Below are 24,760 nucleotides of genomic sequence, written 5' to 3' on the forward strand. Positions count from 1 at the left end.
ATTGGGGAAAGTAACCCTTGTATAAGGGATTGAGCAGCAGGAAAAGAGGTGGCTATCGAATGTAAAAAAATCCTATTATTTTTGCAGGCTTATGTCAACCGCATCCACGCAACTACAGGTTTCGACCAGTTACCGGCAGATCTTCAAGCTAGCCTTACCGATTATGGCGGCGGTGGCGGTTCCCCAGATCAATTTCGTTACCAACAATATTTTCCTGGGAGGAACGGGGGAACAATCGCTGGCCGTGGCGGGGATCACGGGTGTGTATTACCTGATATTTGCGGTGATAGGCCTTGGACTAAACAATGGCTTACAGGCGCTGATAGCACGGCGGGCCGGGGAAAACCGGGTATCGGAGATAGGCGTTTTGTTTCAGCAGGGTTTACGGATTGCGATGGTGCTGGCTGCGGTGGGAATAGCGCTCACCTATTTACTGGCCCCGGTGGTATTACGCTGGTCGTTACATAACGAGAGCAATGTTACGATGGCGGTTAATTTTCTTTATATCAGGATATGGGGTCTGCCTTTTTTGTTCATATACCAGATGCGTAATGCGCTGCTTGTAGGGACCAACCAAAGCCGTTTCCTGGTGATAGGCACGCTTGCGGAGACGGTTACGAACATTGTGCTTGATTACGGGCTTATTTATGGCAAGCTGGGTATGCCTGAAATGGGTTTTAACGGCGCTGCGCTGGCGTCGGTGATAGCGGAGGCAACCGGATTGATCGTGATCTTTCTGGTAATGCGGAAACAGGGCATCAGCCGAGCACTGCAGCTGTTCCGGAACAGCGGTTATCATAAGGAGAACACGCGGCTGATACTGAGCCAGTCGTCGCCGCTGATACTACAATATGTACTTAGTATTGTTGCGTGGGAGTTCTTTTATATACTTATAGAACATCATGGGGAGCAGGAGCTGGCGATATCGAATGCTATGCGTAATATATTCGGGCTATTCGGCTGCGCCACCTGGGCTTTTTCGGCCGCAACCAATGCCATGGTGAGCAATGTTATAGGCCAGGGTCTTACGGATAAGGTGATGGAGCTGATATGGAAGATCGTGCGCCTAAGCGCCGGTTTTGCTTTGCTGGTATGTTTGGTGTTAAACCTGGCTCCGGGCTTTTTCCTGCAGGTGTACCAGCAGGGGCCTGATTTCATAGCAGCAGCGACACCTGTAGCCAGGGTGGTATCTATAGGACTGGTATTACAATCTATCGCCAATATATGGCTGAATGCGGTGGTAGGAACGGGTAACAGCCGTTTCAACCTGTTTTCGGAATCGCTGGCGATCGTTGTTTATGTGATCTATGTTTACCTGGTACTGGAATACTTTCATTTATCGATCACCTGGGGCTGGCTGAGTGAATGTTTGTACTGGTGTACCATATTCACTCCATCGTTCTGGTATATGATGAGCGGCAGGTGGAAACATAAGAAAATATAACATGGCGGCGAAGCAGGCACCTATACAAAGCTTCCGTCAGGATAAACAGATCCAGACGATGAATGAAAAAGATACGCTGGAGGTTATACATCCGGGGTATCCCTACCGTTCGGAAACGCTGGCGCTGATACTGGTACTCGGGGGTGAGATACACCTGAAGGCCAATCTTATCGAGTTTGTTGCGACCAGGAACAATCTTGTTTTCGTGAACCCGAACAAGATCTATGAGTTTACTTCCATCAGCAAAGATTTCAAGATGCTGGGGATATCGTTCACCTCGGATTTCCTGGGCGAATCGGGGATACATTTAGGGACGCCTGAAGTGCTTGAGTTTTTTTCTGCCGGTTTTTATCCTTGTTTTCCTTTGAATGATACAGAAACACATTCTATTCATTCGATGTTATCTTTTCTATCGGGCAAGTTGCTGCTGCAGCAAGAGCAACTATACCTGCAGGACGTGATCCGCCACTCTTTTCTTACTTTATTATTTGAAGCAGCCTCTATTTACCGCCGTTTTTCTTCCAACCAGCAGGTGAAGCTGACGCGTAAAGAAGAGATCACGCTTAACTTTTTAAAGCTGGTGGGAGCTCATTTCAGAACAGAGCGGAGTGTGCAGTTCTATGCCGACGCCTTGTTCATATCGGCGAGGCATCTGAGCCAGGTGGTAAAGGAAGTTAGTGGCAAGACTGCGGGAGAGATGATAGAAGATGCGGTGATACAGGAGGCTAAGGTGTTATTATTACATCCGGGGTATAATATATCGCGCATTACACAGGAACTTAATTTCAGCAGTGCTTCTTTCTTTAGTAAGTTTTTTAAAACACGTACGGGGCTTTCTCCTTCCGAATGCCGGACGCGGTAATTTCCTAAAATCCTACATATAGTCAAGTAAATCCTACAAACCGACCTTTTCCGGGAATTGCGGCAGCTACAACTTTGCATCATCAAATAAAGGTTAGATGAACCCGTTTCCAGGTGTGGGCAATGCGGTGGTTGTAGGCGCTTCGAGCCCTATGAGCATTGGTATTGTAAGAACATTATTACAGCAAAAGGCGACAGTGATTGCCCCGGTAAACAATGCATTAGAGATAGAGCTGCTGCAGACGCAGACGGGAGATATTACGTCGGGCAGGCTGGTCACTTATTTATCGGATAAATCGGATTACAATACGGTGCAGTGCATGAGCGACATTGTATCGGACGAGTATGGGCATATATCGCTGGTCGTATATGTATCGGACGAAGCACGGCGTTCGCCTTTTCTCAGCGAAGTGGAGATTGCGGAGTGGGACAATATGTTAACTGCCGAACTTACCCCCTGCTTCATTGCCGGCAAGCTGTATATAGAACACAGCAAGCCTTTCAAGTCGGGGCTATTCATACATGTAGTAAAGCAGGACAATTTCATCGACAAACCTTACAGCAGCCTGGCGAATATTGCAGCGGTAGCGCAAATGGAAATGAGCAATCATTTTGCACAGGAGGCGGCATTAGACGGTTTACGTTTTTATCATGTGATTGTGGCCAGGCAAAGCAAGAGCCATCCTATAAAGCCTGAAGCCGATGCTGCGGCAGACATCGATGCTCTTGGTGATTTTGTGATGCAGTTGTATGAAAACCGTTTACAGGAAACGGTTCAAACATTTCAAACCTTCCGGTATATGGGCTAGTATCGTTTCATCCTCCATTTAAATATATAATAATGATGCGATTCAAGTATCAGCGGGTAGCCGCTATGGCATTGCTATGCCCGTTTTTAACGTCGTGCGGCAAAGGGAAAGGCACCAAAGCACCAACGGAAGCTCCCCGGGTGGTAACGGTACAAGCTGTACAGGCAACAGGTTTGCAGCAATCACTGTTTTATTCCGGCACACTGGAAGCGGATAATATTGTACAGCTTGGATTTGCGGTTCCGGGCGTCGTGAACCAGGTAGCGGTACAGGAAGGCCAGCGTGTAAGTACGGGTCAGTTGCTGGCTACCATCGACGCCACAGAATATACCAATGCGCTGGCCATTGCCAATGCAGCCCTGTCGCAGGCGGAGGATTTGTACCAGCGTTTACATAGTTTATATGAAAAAGGAAGTTTACCTGCCAAAGATTACATAGAGATCAAAAGCCGGCTGGAGCAGGCCAGGGCGAATAAAAACCTTGCTGCGAAAAGACTTGCCGACTGCAGGTTATATGCCCCGATGCCGGGAATCATTACGGTTAAAGCTGCGGAAAGAGGCAGTACGGCAGCGCCTGGCGTACCTGCTTTCACCATTGCCAAAACAGATCAGGTATATGCGCGTATCACGGTTCCAGAATCGGAAGTAGGCGCCTTGCGGCAAGGGCAGGAAGCGCAGGTGGCCATCAGTACTTTACAGGATACTTTAAAAGGGAAAATAAGTATCATCAACCCCCAGGCCGATAACACCACTCATACTTACAGTGTAAAGATCAGGCTTGCCAATGGCAATGGCCGTTTGTTACCGGGCATGTTATCGGAGGTTAGTATTGGCAATGGCCGGTCGGTTGAAGCGATTGTGATACCTGCAAAAGCTGTGTTACGTGATGCAGATAATATCACCTATGTGTTTGTTGCCAATGAACAGCGTGCAGCCGTGCGGAAGCGGATAACGGTAGGGCGTGTTACCGGGGACAATGCGGTTGTTGTTACGAGCGGGCTTCAGAGCGGCGATCAGCTGGTAACAGCCGGGCAAACGAATCTTAGCGAAGGTAGTGCGCTCCGCTTCTAAGTTCCTTTTCACTCACCACCAATATACAATAACTGATGAGCAGTAAACGAAAACTACATTTCATAGAGGCAGCGATGAAGTATAAGCAAGTGACCATTGTGGTTACGGCTTTGCTGATGCTACTGGGTGTATGGGCATTGATGAATATGCCACGCAGTGAAGATCCGAAGATAGATATGCCTGTGGCGATGGTCTATGCTTTTTATCCAGGTGCTGATGAAGTACAGATGGAGAAGCAGGTAACGAACAAGATAGAGCAGTATCTTTTTTCGTTTGAAGAAGTTAAGAAGAAGAAGACCCGGTCGCAAACCAAAGACGGACAGGTATTCATTACCGTGGAATTGCATACCGAGGTAAAAGACCGGAAGAAGTTCTGGAGTACGTTGCAACACGGGCTGAACACGCATTTGCGTCCGAACCTGCCGGCCGGTGTGACCGGGCCTATCGTGAACAGCAATTTCGGGGATGTTACCGCCCAGATTATAACGGTATCGTCGCCCAACCGGAGTTATGCAGAGATTGAAAAGTACCTGGACAAACTGGAAGATGGTTTAAAAGTGATACCCACCGTATCGAAGATAAACAGGGCTGGCGGCCAGAAGCAGCAGATCTATATTACGCTGAATGACCAGAAGATGCAGCAATATGGATTCGATGTATCGCATATTGCCCGGGTACTGCAATTACAGAATGTTACGGGTTATTCCGGGGAGCTGACCATAGCTGCCAGCAATGTTCCGGTGTTTGCCAACAGCCGTTACCAGTCGGAAGCCGATATTGCGGAACAGATTGTTTATACGACGCCAGAAGGCATTGTTACCCGACTAAAGAATGTAGCCACCATAGAACGCAGGTATGAAGAGCAATCTTCTTTCATACGACTTGGAGAGGATAAAACGATGATACTTTCCATAGAGATGCAGCCGGGGAACAATATTGTACATTTTGGTCATGAAGTAGAGGATAAGATAGCTGCGATACAGAAAAGCTTTCCTGCGGATGTAAAGATCAATATGATCGTGAACCAGCCTGAGGTTGTGGGAGAAAGCATCCGTCATTTCATGATAGAGTTTGGAATGGCGATTGCTTCGGTGATTATTGTCGTCATGTTACTGTTGCCGTTGCGTGTGGCTGCCGTTTCTTCGCTGGCGGCACCGCTTTCCATCATCATCACATTTGGATTACTGAGCATTATCGGTACTGAATTACACCAGGTAACGCTGGCGGGACTGATCATTGTTTTGGGTATGGTGGTAGACAATGCGATTGTAGTCGTTGACAATTACATAGAAAAATTAGACGAAGGTATTACGCCGTGGACAGCGGCATGGCAAGCCGCCAAGCAGTTGTCGCTACCTATTTTCACCGCTACACTGGCCATCATATTCGCTTTTGCACCGCTGGCTTTTTTCATGGACGGCATAGCCAAAGATTTCATGGCAGCATTACCTGTAACGGTTGCGGTAGCCTTGATCACCTCCATGGCTGTGGCATTGTTGCTGACGCCTTATACCTGTTACCTGTTCATCAAAAAAGGACTGAAACATAAGGTGAGTGAACGGAATAACAGGAAAAGCCTGCTGGATCGTTTGCAGCATGTATTCAATGCTGCCGTGGAGGCCTGTTTCCGCTGGCCCAAGACCACGATTGCCGGAGCAGTACTGGCAGTAGTGCTAGCCTTGTTCATCGGCGGCCGTGTAGACCAGGAGTTTTTTCCTACCACGGAGCGAAATCAATTCAATATAGAAGTTTGGTTACCAAGCGGCACCTCGCTGGGTGAAACGGAGGCCACGGTAAAACGAATAGAGGCTGTACTTCAGAAGGATAAGCGTGTAGCCGGCGTTGCCAGTTTCATAGGAACGAGTTCGCCGCGCTTTCAGACAACCTATGCACCTGAGCCGCCACGCCGCAATTTTGCGCAGGTATTTATTACCACCACCAGCGCCGATGCTACTAATGAAATTGTACATGAGTACCTGCCCCGGTTCGAGGGCTTTGTTCCGGATGGCTATATCAGGCTGCGGCAGTTGAGTTTCCAGGAGGGTTCTCCCGTAGCGGTAAGGATTATAGGAGAAGATATGCAGGCGCAGAAAAAGGTAGCTGCACAAGTATCAGAGATACTACAAAAAGCAGCCGGCACCAACTGGGTACATACCGACTATGAAGCCGATTATTTCGGCGTAAGCCTGGCAATCAAGGAAGACAAAGCCAACAGGCTGGGTGTGAGCAACCAGGCGATTACACAGACGTTAGGAGCAGGATTGAAAGGCTATGCGGTATCGCAGATATGGGAGGGCGACAAACCGATCGATATTTTCCTGAGACTGGATTCGAATGGCCGCAAGAATTTTGATGCCATGGCAGATCTGCATGTCAGTACCAACTATGGCGGCAAGGTGCCATTGAAAGAGGTTGCGGAACTAACGCCGGGGTGGCATACAGGTGTTATTGCCCACCGGAACGGCTTGAGGACTTTAACTGTGTTATCGGAAGCACAACTGGGTATACGTCCTTCGAATATTCTGAAAAAGGTACAACCACAGATAGAACAACTATCGTTACCGGAAGGCATACGTATTGACTATGGCGGCGATGCCGAGTCGAGCGCCGAGAACCAGCCGGGTATGATAACTGCCTTAGGAGTGAGCCTGATCTTAATTTTCCTTACGCTGTTATTCCAGTTCAAGAGCTTCGGCAAAACGCTGATCATATTATCGACGTTTCCATTAAGCCTGCTGGGTGCTTTCCTGGGGCTGCTTGTTACGGGCAACCCGATAGGTATGACCGGCTTCATGGGCATCATCAGCCTGATAGGCATCGTGGTTCGTAATGGTATTATACTGGTGGATTATGCCGATGAGCTGGTACACGATCATGGCTACAATATTAAATCGGCTGCACTGGCAGCGGCCAAGCGGCGGATGCGTCCCATCTTCCTGACATCGGCAGCGGCAGCAGTTGGCGTGGTTCCCATGATCATCAGCAAGTCGCCTTTATGGGCGCCGTTGGGAAGTGTGCTCGCCTTTGGGTTAATTGTATCGATGATACTTACCCTATTTGTAGTACCAGTATTGTATTACCGGTTTGTAAAGGAAACTGTTGCCGATACCACATCCGAGCTGCAGCCGGACTACCACGACCCGATACAGTATAAGCCTTCTCATTCTTAATTCAACAAAGCGCACATGAAACAATCGAGATATCTGCGCCCGGTAGTACTGGCAGGCCTGTTATCCTGGTTTACCGGTTTGCAGGGACAGGAATTACTACCGCTGGAACAGGCCAAACAAATGGCACTGGAAAGAAATAACCAGCTTAAAATAACACAGCAGCAGGTGCTGGCAGCCAAAGCAGCAAAGCTACAGGCAGATGCTGCGGCCAAACCACATCTTGACGGATCGGTCACCGGATTCTATGTAGGTAAGCCTTTGAACCAGTTGTTACCAGAATATGGCGTATCGCCATCGCTGACGGCGTCGCAGGCTATTTATGCCGGCGGCAAGATAAAGCTGGGTCAGCAGTCGGCTGCGAAAAATATAGAGGTGCAGGAAGAACAACATGCGCTGACTGCAACAGAGGTTGTCTTTCAGACAGAGCAAGCTTACTGGAACATTGTTTCGATGCAGGAAAAGGTAAAGCTGGCGCAGCAATATAAAAAGCAACTGCAGGCATTACATACAGACCTGAACAATCAATTCCAGGCCGGTTTAACTTATAAGAACGACCTGTTAAGAGTAGCGGTGCAATTGAATGAAGCCGAACTGAATATTATACGTGCCGAGGACGGGGTTACTCTTTCAAAGCTGGCGCTGGCCCAGCTAACGGGCAGAAACGGGCAGACAGGGTTTCTTATCACAGATACCATTGCAGGATTATTTCCACCGGTAAACAGAGACACCGGTTATGCGCAATTGTACCAGAACAGGCCGGAGATCCGAATGATGGAAAAACGTATTGAAGCAGGGCAGTTGCAGGAGAAACTTCTGAAAGCGGATTTCCTGCCATCGATAGGTATCAGTGCCGGTGGTTTTGGGGCATTGGGAAAGGAAGGAATCAACCCTACAGACCCGGGAAAAAACGGGATGGCTTCTTATTACGGGATGGTGAGTTTGAGTATTCCCCTGCTGGACTGGGGTGGCAGAAAGCAGAAGATAAAACAACAGCAATTTGCCATTGCCGCACAACAATACCAGTTACAGGAAACAAAAGAGTTGCTGACACTGGAATTACAGCAAGCTTATATAGCGCTTAACCAAGCAGCCAAGAAGGTTTCTTTCTCCGAAGCATCGTTACAGCAGGCGAATGAGAATTTAAAGCTCAGCAATGACCGTTTCGAGGCCGGCACTATTGTAGGTAAGGATGTACTGGAGGCTCAATCGATATGGCAGCAGGCGGTTACCGATATGATAGAAGCAAAGGTGAGTTACAAGATCAGTGAAGCGACGTTAAGAAAGGTACAGGGTGTAAACAGATAGGCGGTAACACCCGTTGCAAAACTGCCTGGCAAGAGAAACGCTCTCTTAAGCCAGGCAGCTATTTCTTTCTTACATTTGGCCATGGCTGGTTCAATTCGTTACAAAACCAAGATAGCAGTTATCGGGGCAGGCCAGGCGGGGCTTTCCGCCGCCTATCATCTTAAAAAGCTGGGCTGGGAAATTGGTCGTGATTTTATCATTTTGGATGATGCGCCACATGCCGGCGGGGCGTGGCAGGATCGCTGGGATTCGTTAACGCTTAGCACGGTGAATAGAATTCACGATTTGCCAAGTATGTCATTCGAAGAGACATTGGCCAATCCGCAGGCTACGGAAGTACAGGCCAATATAGCCGTCCCGCATTATTTCGATTTGTACGAAAAAACATTCGGACTAAAAGTGTTTCGCCCACTAAAAGTAGAAAGGGTTAGTTTACACGAACCGCTTTTTTATATAGATACTGCATCTACGGCATTCTCGGCTCATGGCATCATCAATGGCACAGGCACCTGGCTCAATCCCTATATTCCGGTGTATCCCGGCGCTGAAACTTTTGAAGGAGAGCAGTTGCATACGCAAGACTTTAAAACAGCCTCCTATTTTAAAGGAAAACATGTTATTGTCGTTGGCGGAGGTATTTCGGCCATCCAACTCCTGGACCAGATATCACAAGTAACTACGACAACCTGGGTTACCCGAAGGCCTCCTGTTTTCAGAGCAGGTCCTTTTGACGATGCGGCTGGACATGAAGCAGTCGCCATGGTAGAAGAGCGTGTACGTAAAGGTTTGCCGCCGCTATCCGTGGTTTCGGTGACGGGCCTTCCTGTAAACGACAGTGTCAAACAAATGGAAGCCAGGGGTGTACTGCATCGCTTACCTATGTTCAGCGAAATCACCAAAGATGGTGTCAAATGGGCAGACGGGGCTGAGAAAAAAGCAGACGTGATACTTTGGAATACAGGATTCAAGGGAGCGCTGGATCACTTAGCCGCCGTTGTCCCCAGAGAAGAAGGCGGCGGTATTTTAATAGATGGCCGGCTGGCAACCCGGGTTGCCAAGCAGCCGCGGATTCACCTGGTAGGATACGGCCCTTCCGCATCCACCATCGGCGCCAATCGTGCGGGACGGGCAGCGGTGCAGGAATTGATAGAAACGCTTGGTTTGAGCAAGTAAAGCGATTTGTTAAACCGTACAACTTTCGCAAGTGTCGAGGAAATCCTGATCGACATCAACACCCAAGCCGGGTGTATCGGGCACTTCCAGGAAATAACCATTATAACGAACACCACCTTTGACAGGATCCATTTTCTGTCCCAGCAGGCAGGTGTCCATATCGTAAAACTGAATGGTATCGTGTGCCAATGCGAAGTGGGCAAAGGCTGTTAAGGCCACTCTTGACTCCAGCATCCCGCCCATCATACAGGGGATATTCTTTTGTTCGCAGATATCGATGATCTCAGTTGCTTCGAGGAAACCGCCGGATTTCGCGAATTTGATATTGATGTAATCGCAGGCCCCGGCATTGATGAGCTGGCGCGCATCGTGATGATTGAAGACACTTTCGTCGGCCATGATTTTCACGGCGGCCTGTTGTCTTAGTTTGGGAAGCAGATCGTTATACCAGGTACGCATGGGCTGTTCGCAGAACTGCACGTTAGAATGCGCCATCCCGTTAAGGGCTTTCAGTGCGCCGTTAAAGTCCCATCCCTGGTTGGCATCCACTCGTAGGGTTAGTTCGGGGCCTACGGCCTGCCTTATCTTTTCTACTCTTTCGATGTCTTCTTCGGGAGTAACACCCAGTTTTATTTTGATAATACGTACGCCATCTTTTTTGAACTGGATGGCTTTTTCCGCCATTTTAGCGGGGGTATCGATACCTATGGTAAGATCGGTTTCCAAGAGTTTGGGTTGTCCTCCCAATAAGCGGTAAAGCGGTTGGTTTGCGGCTTTGGCTTTGAGATCGTACAAAGCCATATCGAAGGCGCTTTTGATGGTGGCATTAAAAGCTGTGAAGGCGTGCAGTTCCTGCATACGTGCGGGAATATCGGTTGCATCTTTTCCTTTCCAGATCGCTGCAAATTCCTTCGCCATTTCGAAGCAGGTGGTTTGCGTTTCTCCTACTATCATTGGAAAAGCGGAGCACTCTCCTACCCCATACATGCCCGTATCGGTATATACCCTTATGAAGGTATTTTGCAGGAAGTGCATGGTACCTGTCGCTATTTTAAAGGGCTCGGTTGGAATACTCAACTTGTAGATTTCCGTGTGCAGGATAGTCATGGTATGTTTATTTGATCAGTGCTTTGAACAAGATTTTCTTGCGGCAGTTTATTAAGCTTAGATACAATTTTACGAAATCCGCCCTTAAAAACCGCAATAAAACGCAAAAGCAAAGCAAAATACCTGCAAAATAACGACACAAAGGAAATAAACGGGTACATCTCCATACTTAATAACGTTTAAGATAAAGGCCCCGCAGAGATAGAAAAAAATGCTTTACATTTTAATAATAATATTATTTAAACATTAAAGGTTATTACTTCATTTGCCTTTTTGTTAGTATCTTACTTCAACAGAACACCTATTCAACCGAAATCTTACCACATGCTTTCATCCGTCTCTTTTCTAACTGCATTGCCTGCCATCCTTGGAATTGCGGGTTTCGTGATCTATTATATACTTAAGAAAAGCGTTACAGAAGACCCTACCGTTCGCAGAATTATCGATAAATTAAAATTCGACGAACCTGATTTCGAAAACCGGTGGAATGGCTTAACGTCTACTCAAAAGGAAGCCTTACTTAAAGATGACAATGAACTCAGAAGCAAACTGGCTGTTCAAGACAGAGCCATAAAAACGAATGCGCAAAAGAAGTATTTGTTCATGCAAGGCATACCGGTCGCTATCCAAATGTTTTACAGAACAGCCGCCCCAGCAAACCGGTAAGAAAGAACATTTAGAAATAGATTTCGAAGAATCGACTTCAGTTCTGCAAAGGATATGTATGTATCAAAACCTGATTTGTAACTGCGCTACTGCTGTATTATGCGTATATTCTGAGGACAGGGGGATATTATTCTTATAGATATCGAAGATGAACCCCAATTGGAGGCAGGCAAAATAGTCATCGGCGAATTCCGTGGATAACATTGGGATGATGGTTTGTCGCGGGTTGCTGTTGAATTTGGTGCATAGGTTGAGGTATTCGTAACGCGCAGAGAGTTCAACGGTGCGGAGACGCGGGTGATTACATTCGTACCGGAGATTTGGGAAGACATAAAGCCCTTTCATCCTGAAATCATTCAGTTTATGCACCGGCTCTCCTGTATAGGCTGCGAAGGCATTGAAGTTGGTTCCTTCTTTATAGTCGGCGGTGCATTCGAGTTTCCATTTGGGACAAAGCGTAGCTACATATTTAAGGTCGCCGCCCCAGGCATCACCTGCCTGGTTTTTGACGCTACCTCTGCCTGCATTGACGCCTATGGTGAGGTTTTTCATAAGACCTGCTTCCAGGCGACCATAGATGTGTTTTGTATTGTCGTTATCGGTGGGCTGATTTTTACCATTACCATTGTGGATGCCGGCGTAATAACGCAGCGGCATTTTTCCTTCGCCATTGATATCACCGTACACACATAAGCCTGTCTGAAAGCTTTGCCAGCCGTTGCTGCCGAAGGCATAGTAGCTATTGGAGTAATCGAGGGACTTGATGATATCTACGGGAATTTCTTCTTCGATACCGAAGAAAGGACGGTATTGTCCTGCTATGATGCGGCAGTGCCTGCTGAAGGAATACCTGATAAATGCGTTTTCGAGGACTTTACCTGAGAGATTGCTGTTGCTGAAATCGGCAAGGTTGACGAGGATCGCAGCATCGAAATGATCGTTGACTCTTGCCAGTGCCTGAACGCGGACACGTTTCAGAGAAAAGCTATTGGTGACGCCGGGTTTGTCGCTATTAAACTGCTGGCCATTGACATCGACATCGTTTGTACAAGAATAGGTGTAACGCGTCTGGAGCAATCCTGACCAGGAGAAGCCCCTTTTATAACATGAATAGTTTTTAACGGCTGTATCGGGCTGGCTTGTCTGCTGGCCAAATGAAAGGGTATGATAGCATAAGAACAGAAGCAAGAAGGGAACAATTCTCATAATGAAGCGGTTCGAATGAAAGGTTTCGACCGATGGCAAAAAAAGCACAAAAAGCAAGTTTGTACTATGACTTGCGTCATGTGGAGCGCTGAGTTTGACTAGTGTGTGGCAATGAGAGCGGAGGTAAGCGGACTATAGACGGCATTAAGACGGCTTTATAAAGCGTTCTTTTTCGCAGATCGCTGTTCAGCACTCCTTCCCCTTTTTGCGGGGGAAGGAGGCGAAGCAGCGGCTATGGGTTAGTTATCAGGCGCTTGTTGGGCGGAGGCTACGCGTTTTACTGCCAGCAGGTAAGCGGCATCGCGCAGCGAATCGTTGCTATTGCGGGCTGTAGCGTACACTTCCCGGAAGCTTTTCTCCAGGATCTCTTCCAGTTTGCTATTGACTTCCAGGATATTCCAGGTTTCATTTTTCACATTCTGCAGCCATTCGAAATAAGAGACGATGACACCGCCGGCATTTGCCAGGATATCCGGCACTACAAAGATCTGTTTCTCCCGGAGTATTTTATCGGCATCTGCGGAAGTGGGGCCATTGGCCGCTTCTACAATAATGCCGGCCTTGATGGCGGCGGCATTGGCGGCGGTGATCACATTTTCCCTGGCTGCGGGGATCAGCACATCAACGGGTAAAGTTAGTAATTCGTTATGCAGGATGGGATAGGCATGATAGTAACCATATATAGACCTATCGTTGCGTCCGGCATAAGCGATGAGGTCGGGTATGTCGATTCCATCGGCGTTGAACAATGCAGCCGATACATCGCTCACCGCTACAACCTTCACCCCTTGTTCCCAGAGAAATAAAGCCGTATGAAGGCCCACATTTCCGAAGCCCTGGATGGCCACCGTAGTAGTAGTGGATCTCTTTTTAAGTTTATCGAGCGCCAGCAGTGTTATGATGCTTACCCCTCTCCCTGTGGCTTCTACCCTACCCAAAGAGCCTCCTGCATATAAGTGTTTCCCTGTTACTACTGCATGTATTATTTTGCCGTGCAGTAGAGAGAATTCGTCCATGAGCCAGCCCATTTCATCGGGGCCTGTGCCGAGGTCGGGTGCGGGAACATCTTTGTGGGGGCCGAAAGTATCGGCAAGGGCCTGGGTGTAGGCTCTTGTAAGTTTTTCCAGTTCGGTACGGGAGAGTTTTGACGGATCGCAGTTGATGCCTCCTTTGGCGCCACCGAAGGGGATGCCTACCAATGCTGACTTCCAGGTCATCCATGCGGCGAGGGCTTTGACCTCATCGATGTTGACTTCTGTATCGTAACGGATGCCACCTTTTGAAGGCCCGAGTACCGTGGAGTGAATGACGCGATAGCCTTCGAAATTCTTTTCGCTACCGTTGTCGAGTGTGATTGAGAAGTTAAGTAAGATCTGTTTGGCGGGACGACTGAGACGATGGCGCTCTTCCTGGCTCAGGCGCAGCATATCTGCTGCTTTATTGAAACGGGCGAGCATAGATTCATAGGGGTTATCTACTACAGACAACACAGGTTCTTTTGTATAACTCATACGTTATTCATTTATAGCATTAACGGGAATAATAATAAAGGGGATAAAGACAATGAAAGCAGCAACAGTAACAAACCGCTATGAACAGCAGCGGAAGATCAGCAACAACAACAGCTTTTATAGCCGGAGCAGACAACGATATAAGAAAGAAGTTTGTTCATTTATGTTGCAAACATACGTTCTTTTTTATTAGTCCATATAAATAATAGACTTTATTTTTGGCACCGCAAATTGTAATTCTTTTAAACAGAGGTTCAATAATGGAAAACCACAACCACTCCCGCCGTCAATTTGTTCGTAATGGTCTTTTACTTACGGCTGCCTTACCGGTATCACGTTTACTGGGGTCAACCGATTCTTCCTATAAAGCCGGTGCGGCGGTGCCTGCTGCTGTGCCTTTACACTGGTTGCATGAACAAGCTTTTACTGCTGCGAATGTAACGTGGGGAACACCCTGGCCGGCGGGTGCCGTGCGTGCCGATACGTCCTTTGTGTTACAGGCGGCAAACGATACGCAGCATGCTGTTCAAAGCTGGCCCCTGGCCTACTGGCCTGATGGTTCTTTAAAATGGAGTGGCCATGCTGCTGCCGCATTGCCTGAAAAAGACTGGCAACTGTTGCCAGGTAAAACCAGTCCGGCTACTACACTTCATATAAAAGAGACAGCAACAGAGATCGTTGTTTCTACCGGTATCATTACCTGTCGTTTTCTGCGGAAAGGAAATGAGGTCATCTCAGGCATTCAGCGCGGCAGTCAGACGATTGCAGCACAGGGGCAACTGGTGTTACTGCACCAGGACCAACCTTCCGATGCAGCAGAAGGCACCACACGCACCACGAGTTTTAATGGCCTCATCCGTTCTGTAATCGTAGAACAGCAAGGGCCTGTACGCGGTGTGATCAAGATAGAAGGCACACATAACAGGCCGGCGGATGGCAAACAACTGCTGCCTTTTGTGCTTCGCTTTTATTTCTATTCCAATAGCGAAGCGATCCGGATTGTACATACTATTGTTTATGATGGCAATGAGTACGAGGATTTCGTTAAAGGAATAGGTATTCGTTTTTCGGTGCCTATGCAAGGGGAATTACATAATCGTCATATCCGTTTCAGCGGAGAGGATAATGGCGTTTTTGCGGAAGCGGTTCGTGGAATTACCGGACTTCGCAGGGATGCGGGCAAAGATGCACGCGCTGCGCAGGTAAGAGGTGAGGCTGTTGCCAATGCTGCTGCATTGCCGGCGCCCGTAGGCGAACATCTGCAATTAGTGCCTGCTTTTGGTGATTATACGTTATTACAGTCGAGCTCTGAAGCATTTGAAATACGGAAACGCACCAAGCAAGGCTATACGTGGTTACAAGCGGCAACCGGGCATCGCGCAACGGGGCTGGCTTATACGGGAAGCGCTTCCGGCGGACTGGCTTTCGGTATCCGTAATTTCTGGCAAAGCCATCCGGGGCAATTAGACATACGTGGCGCAGACCGGGATAGTGCCACTGTGACTTTATGGGCCTGGGCTGCCGATGCACCTGCCATGGATCTCAGGTTTTATCATGATGGTCTTGGACAGGACGATTTTGTAAAACAAAGGGAAGGTTTAGATATCACCTATGAAGATTATGAGCCGGGATTCGGAACACCCCATGGTGTAGCACGTACCAGTGAGTTCCAGCTATGGGCATTGGCGGCTACCCCTTCGGCAGTGGCGTTCAGTGAACTCGCCCAGCAGTTAAGTCATCCCCCGGTACTAATATGTATGCCGGCGTACTTACATTCCGTTGGAGTGTTTGGTAACAACTGGAGTCTTCCCGACCGTTCTACTGCTGCCAAGACCCGTATAGAGGCACAGCTTGATTTCTATTTCAATTATTATAAAAAACAAGTAGAACAACGCCACTGGTATGGCTTCTGGAATTATGGAGATGTCATGCATGCTTATGATACAGACCGTCATGTATGGCGTTATGACGTGGGAGGTTATGCGTGGGATAATTCGGAGTTGTCTACAGATCTGTGGTTATGGTATTATTTTTTACGTACGGGACGAACAGATGTATTCCGCATGGCTGAAGCCATGACACGGCATACGGGAGAAGTAGATGTTCATCACATAGGCCGGTTTGCCCCTCTTGGCTCGCGGCATAATGTATTACACTGGGGATGTTCTGCCAAACAGCTGCGGATAAGTACTGCTGCCAACCGACGTTTCTATTTTTATCTTACAGCAGATGAACGTACGGGTGATCTTATGCGTGAGCAGGTAAATGCCGCCCATACGCTTGTAACGATACAGCCGGGCAGAAAACTAGGTGGTCAAAAAAGCGCTCCTCCTGCCCCTCCGGCGACTACCACAAAGGCACAGATCAGCTTTGGAACAGACTGGGGCGCCATTGCTGCGGCCTGGTTTACCGAATGGGAAAGGACGGGTGATAAGAAGATAAAGCAAAAATTAGAAAACAGTATGACCACGATCGCCTCACAGCCACTGGGCTTTTTTGCAGGCGGCGCCGTCATGGATCTGGATACGGGGCGTTATGAATTAAGTAATGAAACACATCCTGTAGCACCGCATCTGAATGCTGTTTTTGGTCTTACAGAAATATGTGCCGAACTGGTACAACATCTTTCGGTTCCTGCTTTTGAAAAGGCATGGGTTCAATATTGTACCCTTTATAATGCTCCTGCAGCGGAACAAAAAGCAGCCCTGGGCGAGCCACTGACGAAGAATGCATTGCGCCAGGGACATGCCCGGCTTACTGCTTATGCTGCCTATCGTACAGGCAATAAAGCGCTTGCACAACGTGCCTGGAAGGAGTTTTATGCAGATGACACTACAGACCCGATTGCTGCGATACCGCAGGAGCAAAGAATCAATACACCGGAGGTGCTACAGCCTATAGATGAAGTAAGTTCGATATCCACCAATGGCGTGGCGCAGTGGGCGTTATCAGCGATTCAATGCCTGGGGCTGGCCGGAGAAGCGCTCAATCAATAAGCCCACAATATTTGTAGACTAAACACTTATTCCCTATCTTTGTTTTTATAAAGCAATAACTGCATTATGAAAAATTTAGTCGTAAGCCAATATCTACGTTTCCTTTCACCAGAGATAGACTGCGTGTATTGTTGTTGTTGTTAGACTCATTACTTTATCGATTTTTCCTTGTTTTAAATATCACTGCAATACATCCTGTATTGTAACGAAAGCTTGCTATTGTCAACATATGCCTATTTAGCCTATTATTCGAATAGACTAAATGCAATAAAATCAATTTCAGATGAAAACTATTTTTCGTCGGGGCAAGCTTTTGCTACTCCTGTTGTGGTTATGCTCTTATATGGCGTGCCAGAAAAACCAGATCAGGGTAAATACAACAGATGATGTGAACATTGTTGGTTACCTGAATAACCACGCAGCGGACTACTCGCTTTTTTCGAGGATCATAGAACGTGCAGAAGCCAGTGGTTACTTAAATGCCTATGGTGCCTATACCTTGTTTGCGCCTACCAATACTGCCGTAAAAACATATCTCAGCAAGCAGGGGAAAACTTCAGTAGACGATATAGGCGTTGATGCTCTAAAGGATCTGCTTCGTTTTCACCTGATAGCAGACACACTTACCACCAGCAGTTTTACCGATGGTAAATTACCTGCCATTACGCAGTACGGCCAGTATCTCATTACCAGTGTAGCTACAACGGATGGCAAATCGAGTTATCTTATCAACCGGCAGGCGATAGTAACGAAAGCCAATATCGTTACCGGAAACGGCATTATTCATGCGATCGATCATGTACTTGAACCTGCCCAATCGACATTGGCCCAGTTGTTATCGCAGGACAGCCGTTATTCCATTTTTACGCAGGCGCTTAAAGAGACCGGCTATTATGATTCATTGAATATAGCGAACAACAGCGACAGTACACGCAGGTGGCTTACGCTGATTGCCCAGACCGATGCCGTGTACCGGGCCAATAACATCGCCGATTACCCTGCGCTAAAAGCTCTTTACAGCCAGACAGGCAATCCTAAACTGGCTGAGGATAGTCTTCATTTATATGTGGCTTATCATATACTTCCCGGCATCAGATTTCTTGCCGATATCGTAAGCGCCACCTCCCACAGTACACTTGCGCCACAAGAGGTAGTTACTTCAAAATTATCGGGGCAGGAAGTACTACTCAATGAAGATATTTTCAATGGCATCACGGAACCCGGCGTTCAGTTAGACAGGACGAACAGCGATATCACTGCCAACAACGGGGCATTACATTCCGCGCTCAGCAACCTGAGTATTAAAGTGCGTAAACCTGTACCAGTGTACTGGGATGTAGCGGACCAACCTGAATTACGCAAGCTGGTTTCGTTATTCCGCAAACCCGGGCAGGTACAGGAGTTTACAGATCCGGATCAATTCTCGGGTATCAACTGGTCCGGCGGCAGCATCAAATACAATGTAACAGCCACCTCTTCTTCGGACTATTACTGTTACTATGATTTCATTTCGTTGTATATGAGGACGGCTGTAACACCGTGGATAGAATTCAAGACGCCTTTTTTAGTAAAAGGCAAGTATAAAGTGTGGGTATGTTTCCGCCGTGCAAGAGCACAAACCATTCAAGTACAGGTTGACGACCAGATAATGCCGCGACTGATATCGGTAGCAGACTACTATCCTGTTGCACTTGACGACGACAATGCCGAAGCTGCGGGCTTCAAGCGCTTCATGGTCACTGCTGCTTCCAACTCGAATCATATCGGCAAACTTGTGGGGACGGTAGATATCACCACGAGCCAGCAGCATACCATCAAGTTCATTGCTTTAACCAATGAAAGCGGTTCTGCGAATACCTTCAACCTGGACATGGTACATTTCATTCCTATTGAAGAAGAACAAAAGTGGCCCCGCTTCAACCGCGATGGTTCGATGGAATACAAATAGTCATTTCAATACCTGTTATTACCGCTACAATGAATTTCATACATAAAAATGCCGGCAGCCTTTTACTGGTTCTGCTGGCTTTAGTTACCGGTTGCCAGAAAAAGGAATTCGACGCTTATTACAGTCGCCCTGACAATCTTGCGCAGCCCATTTACCAGCAGCTACAGTCGCGCGGCAATTTTAAACATCTGCTTGCGCTGATCGACAAAGCGGGCTATAAGACCACGTTGAATACGGCAGGCTACTGGACCTTATTTGCACCCAACGACGAAGCTTTTGAAGCCTATCTTAAGACACGTGGCATTCAAAGTATCGAAAATATATCGGCAGACAGCGCTACTGCATTGGTGCAATATGCTTTGGTATATAATGCGTTTAAAGCGCAAACATTGGGAGACTACCAGTCGAATGCAGGCTGGGTTACCAGCGCTGCCTATAAACGCCGCACCGCCTATTACGACTTTGTTTATACTGAAAACAACCGGAAGCTGATTGCAGCCAACCGTAACGGGAGCTATGTTTCTTCGGATAATAACAACAAGTATCTCCCCTATTTTGTTTCTTCTTATTTCAATACCCAAAAGCTTAGTTCCGATGACTATGCGTATTTCTACCCGGGTGTCACTTATACGGGCTTTAATGTTGCAGGTGCAAAGGTTGTGAACAAAGATATCGTTGCAGAAAACGGCGTGATACATGAAACCGACAAGGTGATATCTCCCCTGCCGAGCCTGGACCAGTACCTGGCTTCACACCCGGAATACAGTGAGTTCAAGAAGATCTATGACCAGTTCCTGGTAACCTATACTGCCAATAGTGAGATCACAGCGCGTTACCGCGCCCTTACCCAATCGCCGGACCAGGTGTATGTTAAAAACTACAGCAGCACACTTGCCTTTTCGCCCAACAACGAAAACTTCCTGAAGTTACAAGACAACGACGGGCAGTCTGATGGATATACCTTATTCATTCCTACCAATGAGGTGTTACTGAATTACGAGCAAAACGTATTACTGCGTTATTACCCGGTTAAATCGCTGTCGCAACTGCCCATAGGCATTGTTACGGACTTTCTTAATGCCCATATGTGGAAGACTACCGTATGGCCTTCGAAGTTTGCTACGACACTTAATTATCATGGAGAAGCCGCCAGGTTTACGAGTACCGACATTGTAGATAAACAAGTGCTGAGCAACGGCATCTTTTATGGAACCAGCAAAGTACAGGAGGCAAATGTATTTCATTCCGTATATGGCCATGCCTATCTAAACCCCGGCTACAGCCTGTTGACACGTGCGCTGGACCTGGAGTTGAAGCTGGTTGTGAGCAATCCCAATCTCCGTTTTGCGCTATGCTTATTATCGGATGCTACGCTAACGCAGGCTGGCTTTGCCTGGAATACTGCCAACAGCACCTTTCAATATACAGCACCCGGCGGATCAACCGTTATAGGCGCCGATGCTGTGAACAGGCTGAAAAGGCTACTCAACCTTCATATCATTGCTTATGCCGGCAATACTGCACCTGATTTTTCCGGGGAAGGCATCATTGAAACTTATGACGGCGAATATATCAGGTATAATCAGAATAAGCTATTTGCTGCCGGTAGCGCTGAAACGGGCATTGTCATCGATTCGTTTAAAACAGCGAGTAATGGTACCGGGTATTACCTGCACAACCTACTCAACTTTTCGGAACAGAACATTGGAAAAGACATCGAGAAGTACGCCACCAAGAGCAGTGATCCTTACTATCGATTTTTTCAATATTTGAAAAGCAGCCCTCTTTACACCGCTGCTACCGGGGCAATCCAGGGCGTATCGGCGGGTAATTTTTATACCGTATTCATTCCCAGTAATGCGGCGATACAGACTGCTATAGACCAAGGATGGCTGCCTTCGTCAACAGCCCCTTCGACCAGTGAAGACATCGATAAGGTAAGCAGGTTCATCCAATATCATATACTCAACAAGAATACGGTAGTTCCGGATGGGCAGAAGACGGGCAGTTTTGAGACGCTGCTTAAGAACAGTAGTGGCGATGCCGTATCCGTGCGAATTTCGGGGCAAGCCGGTTCGCTGCAAATTACCGATGCACGGCATGCTTCTCCCAATGCCAACCTTGTTACTGCCTATAGCAATGTTTTATCGAACCGGGCTGTCGTTCACCAGATCGATCAGTTTCTGCAATACCAATACTAATTCAGCTTAGAACATGAAAGCAATTCTATTCCTTATAATCGCTTTGGCGACACTGATGCCACACCATGCCGATGCACAAAACAGCGGTGGCGCCATTGTTATCAGAGGCAGGCTGACAGACAAGAACCAGCATCCATTAGCGAACGTATCGGTAATGGAGGTTGACAAAGACCAGCGGGTTATCGGCGGCAGCGCAACAGACCAACAAGGTAATTTTGTACTCCGAATTTCCAGCACACGCAACAGGATCAGTTTCTCTTATATCGGTTACAAAACCACTACTGTTGAGATAGGTAGCCGCCGGCAGATAAATATTGAATTATCGCCGGGGGAAGATCAATTAAGCGAGGTGATCATTTCATCACGTAAAACTGTCAATAACGGCACCGGGTTAAATGTAGATGACCTGAACCGTACGATATCAGTGGCTTCCATCAATGCCAAAGAGTTAGAAGAGATGCCTTCCTCTTCCATAGACCAGGCATTACAGGGGCGGCTTCCGGGGGTAGATATTGCTGCCAGTTCGGGAGATCCCGGTACCGGTATGCAGATACGGATACGCGGCACCTCTTCTATCAATGCGGGCACAGATCCCTTGATCGTAGTAGATGGCATGCCTTATGAGACAACAGTTCCCGACGGATTCAACTTTGCAACGGCCGATGAGCAAGGCTATGCGCAACTTCTAAACATCGCACCTTCGGACATCAGGGATATCAGTGTATTAAAGGATGCTGCAGCGACGGCCGTATGGGGTGCCAGGGCCTCCAATGGCGTACTTATCATCAATACCAAGAGAGGGACAACAGGGAAACCTTCCGTCACCTATACCTTCAAAGGAACTGCATCGAAACAGCCACGGGCCTTACCGATGTTAAACGGAGGCCAGTATTCTACGCTGATACCCGAAGCTTACATGAATGCTACCGGGCGGCCGCTCAATACTGCCTCTATGAAAGAGTTTCTTTATGATCCCCGTGATCCATACTGGTATTACAATTACAGTAATAATACGGACTGGATAGATGCGATTACACAAACGGGTTACCTGCAGGATCATAATATCTCTATTTCCGGCGGTGGGGAACGGGCTAAATACTTTGCATCCTTCGGCTATTTCAACCAGGAAGGCACTACGAAGGGAACCGATCTAAACCGAATCACCACACGTATCAACCTAGATTATACGGTATCGGCACTGCTTAGTTTCAGAACAGATATTTCGTATACCCATATCAGCAATCACCAGCTTTATTCCAATAAGGTACGTAATGTAGCGTACCGGAAGATGCCGAATATGAGCATCTATGAATATGATATCAATGGCAACCTGACCCCCAATTACTTTTCACCGCTGTCCAATATCCAGGGGTATTATAATGGCAATGCAAGCAATAGCACCTACAATCCACTTGCTATGGCCGATGCGGCCAAGAACCACCAGCGGGGCGACCGGATCACGCCGCATTTCAGTATCCAGTATAAGATCATCCCGCAGGTTTTAACGATGACCAGCGATATCCAGTTCGATATCAATACCAGCAAGATCAATACATTCCTGCCCCAGATAGCAACGGGCAGGCCCTTCACCGAAACAGTGGTAAACCGGGCAACCGATGCCGACTACGATGCTTATAATGTGCAATCCAAAACCAACCTGCTATTCACGCCGCGACCGGGCCCTAAACACAGCTTTCAGGGCCTGCTGTCGCTGCAAACCAACGATTACCGTTATGTAGATCAGCAGCTCATGACATCGAACACGGCTTCTTCTTTTATGCAGGATCCTTCGGCTCCATCGCGTACCCAGAATGAAGAGCTAAGTGTAAGTGCGGCCAATACCCGGACCAGATCAGTAGGTTTACTAGTAAGCGGGCAGTACAGCTTCCTGGACCGTTATATCATCAATGCCGGTTTAAGAGCAGATGGTAACTCCCGTTTTGGTCCTGCCCATCGCTACGGGCTTTTTCCTTCTTTATCGGGCCGGTGGCGGGTATCGGGTGAAAGCTTTATCAGCCGGGCTCATTTCATCAATGATCTTAGTATCAGAGCCAGTTATGGCCAGAGCGGCAACGCCCCGAAAACCGACTATGCATACTTCAATACATACGGCACATTCGGCTGGACTTATACGGGATTCTCCGGCGTTTACTCCCAGAACATGGAATTGAAAAACCTGAAATGGGAAACTATCGAGGGGCAGAACCTTGGAGTAGATATTTCTTTATTCAAGAACAGGTTATCCGGCTCTTTCGATATTTACCGCAACCGTACCAAAGACATGATCTTCCCGGGACTTCAGCTGATGTCGACCACTGGTTACGATGCAGTAGATATGAATGTTGGCGTTATGGATAACCAGGGGTGGGAAGTTAATATGAATATCGTTGCCTTAAAAAAGAAAGACTGGCAACTCAGTTTCAATATCAATCTCGCGCATAATGAAAATATGATCCGCTCCATATCGCCCCTTTATCCTATTGAAAGTTCGAAGTCTACTACACTGAACGGCGTTTATAAATCGTACCTGCAAACGGATAATCCTTTTGGTTCTTTTTATGGTTACCGTTTCAAAGGAGTATATAAAGACAAAGCTGCCACTGTTGCGGCAGATGCCAATGGTAAACCCATCGTGGGTTTAAACGGGGAGCAAGTATATATGCGTTTCAACTATCCTTCTACAGATTATATATTTCAACCTGGCGATGCGCAGTATGAAGACATCAACCACGATGGTAATATCGATTACCGTGACATTGTGTACTTAGGTAATGGTAATCCTAAGTTAACAGGCGGTTTTGGTCCTACTATCAGTTGGAAAGGCAACTGGCGTCTGACCGCCTTCTTTAGTTTCAGAACCGGCTACCAGATCATCAATGCCACGAAAATGTATACCACCAACATGTATGGTTACGACAATCAAAGTACAGCCGTGCTGCGCAGGTGGCGTAATGAAGGCGATGTAACAGATATGCCACGCGCTATTTACAATGCCGGGTACAACTGGCTGGGTTCTGACCGTTATGTAGAAAATGGTTCTTTCCTGCGCTGGCGAACGCTCACCGTACGTTATAACCTCCCGGACAAGGCGTTAAAGAAAACCGGCTTCAAGGCATTGAGCTTTTATGTTACCGGCGAAAACATACTGACGTTTACGCGCTATACGGGGCAAGATCCTGAGGTTACCACCCGCATAACGAGTCCTTTTTCTACAACAGTAGACGAGTCTATGACGCCACCGGTAAGAAATTTCACCATCGGCATCAGCGCCACCTTGTGATCATTGAAGCATA

15 protein-coding genes are annotated in these 24,760 nt (G+C 47.6%); 12 read left to right on the top strand and 3 right to left on the bottom strand.

Annotation, left to right across the window (positions count from 1 at the left end):
- Positions 1-91: 91 nt before the first annotated feature.
- From ESB13_RS05550 to ESB13_RS05580, 7 genes are all read left to right on the top strand, one after another.
- Positions 92-1,444 carry an MATE family efflux transporter gene (locus ESB13_RS05550; protein ID WP_129002023.1) on the top strand — a complete coding sequence of 451 codons (1,353 nt, stop codon included), beginning with the start codon at positions 92-94 and terminating at the stop codon, positions 1,442-1,444.
- A 1-nt stretch (position 1,445) separates the two neighbouring features.
- Entirely contained in the window at positions 1,446-2,306 is an 861-nt protein-coding gene (locus ESB13_RS05555) for an AraC family transcriptional regulator (RefSeq protein WP_129002024.1), read from the top strand.
- A 97-nt stretch (positions 2,307-2,403) separates the two neighbouring features.
- On the top strand, positions 2,404-3,114 hold the full coding sequence (locus tag ESB13_RS05560) for an SDR family NAD(P)-dependent oxidoreductase (protein WP_129002025.1): 711 nt from the start codon (positions 2,404-2,406) through the stop codon (positions 3,112-3,114).
- Between the two features lie 32 nt (positions 3,115-3,146).
- Entirely contained in the window at positions 3,147-4,184 is a 1,038-nt protein-coding gene (locus ESB13_RS05565) for an efflux RND transporter periplasmic adaptor subunit (protein ID WP_129002026.1), read from the top strand.
- 35 nt (positions 4,185-4,219) lie between these two features.
- Positions 4,220-7,354: an efflux RND transporter permease subunit gene (locus tag ESB13_RS05570; RefSeq protein ID WP_220399554.1), complete on the top strand. Its 3,135-nt coding sequence runs from the start codon at positions 4,220-4,222 to the stop codon at positions 7,352-7,354.
- A 15-nt stretch (positions 7,355-7,369) separates the two neighbouring features.
- A complete protein-coding gene (locus ESB13_RS05575; RefSeq protein WP_129002027.1) occupies positions 7,370-8,659 on the top strand; it encodes a TolC family protein in 1,290 nt (429 codons plus the stop codon).
- Between the two features lie 81 nt (positions 8,660-8,740).
- Positions 8,741-9,832, top strand: coding sequence for an NAD(P)-binding domain-containing protein (locus tag ESB13_RS05580; protein WP_129002028.1), 1,092 nt, complete (start codon positions 8,741-8,743; stop codon positions 9,830-9,832).
- A 9-nt stretch (positions 9,833-9,841) separates the two neighbouring features.
- Here ESB13_RS05580 and ESB13_RS05585 read toward each other — a convergent pair whose 3' ends face one another.
- Complete coding sequence (locus ESB13_RS05585; protein ID WP_129002029.1) at positions 9,842-10,939, bottom strand: mandelate racemase/muconate lactonizing enzyme family protein; 1,098 nt, start codon at positions 10,937-10,939, stop codon at positions 9,842-9,844.
- 324 nt (positions 10,940-11,263) lie between these two features.
- On the opposite strand from ESB13_RS05585, the gene ESB13_RS05590 reads away from it, so the two are divergent.
- Positions 11,264-11,605, top strand: coding sequence for a hypothetical protein (locus ESB13_RS05590; RefSeq protein WP_129002030.1), 342 nt, complete (start codon positions 11,264-11,266; stop codon positions 11,603-11,605).
- Between the two features lie 63 nt (positions 11,606-11,668).
- Here ESB13_RS05590 and ESB13_RS05595 read toward each other — a convergent pair whose 3' ends face one another.
- Together ESB13_RS05595 and ESB13_RS05600 are read right to left on the bottom strand one after the other, a co-directional pair.
- Positions 11,669-12,811 (bottom strand): porin, encoded by a 1,143-nt coding sequence (locus ESB13_RS05595; RefSeq protein ID WP_129002031.1) that lies wholly within the window; start codon positions 12,809-12,811, stop codon positions 11,669-11,671.
- A 239-nt stretch (positions 12,812-13,050) separates the two neighbouring features.
- Positions 13,051-14,322, bottom strand: a complete 1,272-nt coding sequence (locus ESB13_RS05600; protein ID WP_220399555.1) for a Glu/Leu/Phe/Val family dehydrogenase — start codon at positions 14,320-14,322, stop codon at positions 13,051-13,053.
- 260 nt (positions 14,323-14,582) lie between these two features.
- On the opposite strand from ESB13_RS05600, the gene ESB13_RS05605 reads away from it, so the two are divergent.
- The 4 genes from ESB13_RS05605 (at position 14,583) to ESB13_RS05620 (ending at position 24,747) form a co-directional block, all read left to right on the top strand.
- A complete protein-coding gene (locus ESB13_RS05605) occupies positions 14,583-17,318 on the top strand; it encodes an exo-rhamnogalacturonan lyase family protein (protein WP_129002032.1) in 2,736 nt (911 codons plus the stop codon).
- Positions 17,319-17,601: 283 nt separating this feature from the next.
- Positions 17,602-19,266: a fasciclin domain-containing protein gene (locus ESB13_RS05610; protein WP_129002033.1), complete on the top strand. Its 1,665-nt coding sequence runs from the start codon at positions 17,602-17,604 to the stop codon at positions 19,264-19,266.
- A 29-nt stretch (positions 19,267-19,295) separates the two neighbouring features.
- Complete coding sequence (locus ESB13_RS05615) at positions 19,296-21,467, top strand: fasciclin domain-containing protein (protein ID WP_129002034.1); 2,172 nt, start codon at positions 19,296-19,298, stop codon at positions 21,465-21,467.
- 13 nt (positions 21,468-21,480) lie between these two features.
- On the top strand, positions 21,481-24,747 hold the full coding sequence (locus ESB13_RS05620; protein WP_129002035.1) for a SusC/RagA family TonB-linked outer membrane protein: 3,267 nt from the start codon (positions 21,481-21,483) through the stop codon (positions 24,745-24,747).
- Positions 24,748-24,760: the final 13 nt, after the last annotated feature.

Origin of the sequence: Filimonas effusa (genome assembly GCF_004118675.1) — a bacterium.
Classification (GTDB): domain Bacteria; phylum Bacteroidota; class Bacteroidia; order Chitinophagales; family Chitinophagaceae; genus Filimonas; species Filimonas effusa.